General features: G+C 35.9%; 3 protein-coding genes. All 3 read right to left on the reverse strand.

The annotated features are described in order from the left end of the window. Nucleotides 1–694, reverse strand: a 694-nt coding sequence (locus AB0N16_RS41525; RefSeq protein ID WP_365806010.1) for a restriction endonuclease subunit S, incomplete at its 3' end; no start/stop codon positions are given. After that, on the reverse strand, nt 682–894 hold the full coding sequence (locus AB0N16_RS41530; protein WP_200416660.1) for a DNA-binding protein: 213 nt from the start codon (nt 892–894) through the stop codon (nt 682–684). The genes AB0N16_RS41525 and AB0N16_RS41530, both read right to left, overlap by 13 nt. A 412-nt stretch (nt 895–1306) precedes the next feature. Then, nucleotides 1307–2506: a RepB family plasmid replication initiator protein gene (locus AB0N16_RS41535; protein ID WP_063283645.1), complete on the reverse strand. Its 1200-nt coding sequence runs from the start codon at nt 2504–2506 to the stop codon at nt 1307–1309. Nucleotides 2507–3136 lie beyond the last annotated feature (630 nt).

Here is a 3136-nt window from a genome sequence, read left to right on the forward strand (position 1 = left end):
ACTTACGCTGTTCCCAATCGTCAGCAAACCCCGCAAATCGCAATTCAGGAACTTTGGCACCATTTTTAGGGAACATCTTTTGTAAAAAGCCTTTTTTCTGTTCTTTCAATAAATCTAACTTACGTTGATGAAGAGCGATAGTATCGTCTAACTGTTTAAAGAATGACCCGATTTTTTGTTGTTCTGAAAGTTCAGGTACCATAATCGACATTTTCGACATTTGCTTACCTGAAACCTCAACAAAAGTAGATCCTGCACCGGTGACTTCCCCATATCGCTTGAGCTCATTAGTTCTTGAAAAAATAAAATAACTATCAAGTTTATTTTGATCAGGAACAATTGATTGAAACCCTTGATTAGTTGTAGCTTCTTTGGCTAATATAGCGGTGTTTCCGATACCAGCACGAGAAGTAAATAAGACGGTTCCTACTGGTAAAATTCGAGCTGAACTCTTCTTTAGACCTAGTTCAGTAATAGTCTTTTTACTTTTACTAACATAACTTTGTTCTCCAATTTCAGCTGGTGCATACCAATCAATATCACCGTCCCAGTATTCAGGGTTCGATGTACTTGGTGTTCCACCACCAACAATATTAGATAATTCTCCTAACTTACGCTCTTCCCAATCATCCGTAAATCCCGGAAACCTTAATTCTGGAACTTTCTTTTTAACTGAATCATCTATTTTCGCCATAGTCCCCACCATTTTCTTGGTTTTTCTTGTTCTTCTATCCTTTTTTGATCTTTGATTTGTTCCTGCAAATTTTCCAACTTCTCTTTAAGAGCGTTCACTTCATCTTTATATTGATTGTCTAAGTGTTTGAATTCTGTTTCCTGTGAGGGCATTTTGAGAGCTTTTAAGCTGTCATTTTCTGCTTTGTATTCTTCTAACAACTTTTTATCTTGTAAGGCTAGTCGTTGTTGCTGATCTAAAAGATTTTGAGTTTGTTTTTGTACGTCTACTAAACTTTTTATCTGTTCGTCTTTAACAGATATTTGATTATCTTTATTCTTTATTTGCTCTTTTAGATAATTGATTCGTTCATTTTTTTCATCAATTAAACTTGTATTTACGGTGTCTAATTTGGTATCTAAATACTGTCTATTTTGGACACCAACACTATCTAATTTAGTTTTAGGGACATATCCAATATTCCCTTTAATCACTTTTATAGCAGCGTTGTTAAGATAGATAGTACCGTCTAATCTCTGTATCAAATTACTATCTAATTTAGATACTTGATAATGAATTTTCTTTTTTGATACACCCAACTCATCCGCAAGCTCTTTGATCGTTTTTAGATTCTCACTCATGGCTTGCTCCTTTACCTCGAACACTTGCACGTTCTGGTTGGTCAAGGTCTTGTAATTTCACAGTTGGCAAATACTGATCAACTGCCTTTTTAAGATACTTTGCAACGTTCCCTTTTGAATAAGGTTCTTGCTTCTCACGAACGTATGAGAGGTGCTTTTTGACCCCCTCAAGTCCTCGTAATGTTTTGAGTTCGTCATACTTTGGATAAACATTTTTTTGCAAGCCAGCCATAAGTGATGTATCTGTCATTTCATAAGGCGATAAAAGGAAATTTTCAAGCAATAACCTTGTATATCTACTTTCTAACGCTTTACCTGCAAGTGTTTGGTTTGATAATTCTTTTTCGGCTTTCGCTTCCTTGTAGGTCTTGTCCTCTAGCTTATAACTGTTATCGTCTGCTCGACGTTTTTTCGTGATATGAAAGACAATAGAATCAATGCTTTTACCTTTTTTCACTTTCTCATAGGCAATATTAAATGAGGTCCGATCATTGATTTCTTCAAGGGGTTTATCTAAAACTTTCTTGCTAAAGTTAGTGAATAATTTGTATTCATTGACCGTGTCCGTCATTTCTCGTAATTCTCGCATGGAAATTGAAGGATTGCGGTAGGCTTCCACTTGTTCTTCTCTCCGCCCACCCTTATAACTATAATGCTCGTATTGGTTATAATTCATAGATAACCAGCGATACAAGATAATGGAATACTTGCTATTGAGTTCTGCAAGATCAGACAAAGCGTGTTGCGTGAAATTTTGTTTTAAATTGATTAAATACGGCATAATTTCAGGACTAAATCGGATCGTTACCTCATCATGATAATCCGTCCACTTAACATAGGGAATCGGCACAATATTTTCAAATTCAAATCCATGTTCTTTTTTTTCTTTAATTTTGAAAAAGGCTTGTTTCTGCATATTCTCGACTGCCTGTTTAAAACGTGTGTGTTTATTGCTGTCGTCCACTTTAAAAAAGGCAAACAGTTCTGCTTTTGACAAATAAACCGTATGATCTTTTGGTGGTTCTTCTGTATCAATGCACGATACGGCTAATTCAAACATTTTCAGTGGGGTTTTATCCATTTTGGCAATAGATGTGATTAAAGAATTATGCTCGACCACTTTACGTTTTGATAATTCGTTCAAGATTTGCACCTGCTTCTGATTTTGTTCATTTTTTGGTATACTAGTCATAGAAAACTGCTCCTTTGTGAGTGATTTTAGATAGGCATGAAGAAAATCTGACCAAAGAATTGTTCTTCATGCTTTTATTATACCACAACATAAGTACTTACCTAACAAAAAAGTACTTATGTACATAGTTTTTTGTACTTATGTACATAGTTTTTTGTACTTATGTACATAGTTTTTTGTACTTATATAATTCTATAAACCCTTGAAAACACTCACTTTTTTTTGACGCAAAAGATTAAAAGATTAAAATATATAAGATAAATATATATATAGGCTTCGCCTATTTTTTATTTTTTTCAAAAATGTAAAATCCAAAGTCAAAATCATCAAAAAAAGGAGTGAGCGAAAACCACGCTCACATTTTACTTGCAGCGTTCACTCGCACTCGCTAAAAGAAAAGATCAAACCCTCTCTTAGGACTTTCTTGGATTCCCTCTAATTGCTCGTATACGCTGTTTTAACTATTTGACTAGCTAAATACTCATACTTTGCAATCAAGCGTCTTACAGACGGTCAGGGCAAGCCCTAACAACCCTTAAATGGATGCATCGGTGAGCTGCTGGGGAGGGCGGTGGACGGGGTCCTGCCGGTGGTGCGGGCCATCCCGGACGGGGCGCTCGCGGGGCCCAC

It is taken from the genome of Streptomyces sp. NPDC051105 (genome assembly GCF_040682795.1).
Classification (GTDB): domain Bacteria; phylum Actinomycetota; class Actinomycetes; order Streptomycetales; family Streptomycetaceae; genus Streptomyces.

Excerpts from the sequence above, each read along its gene's own strand:
- AB0N16_RS41535 (WP_063283645.1), bottom strand. The coding sequence starts at position 2,506 with ATGACTAGTATACCAAAAAATGAACAAAATCAGAAGCAGGTGCAAATC.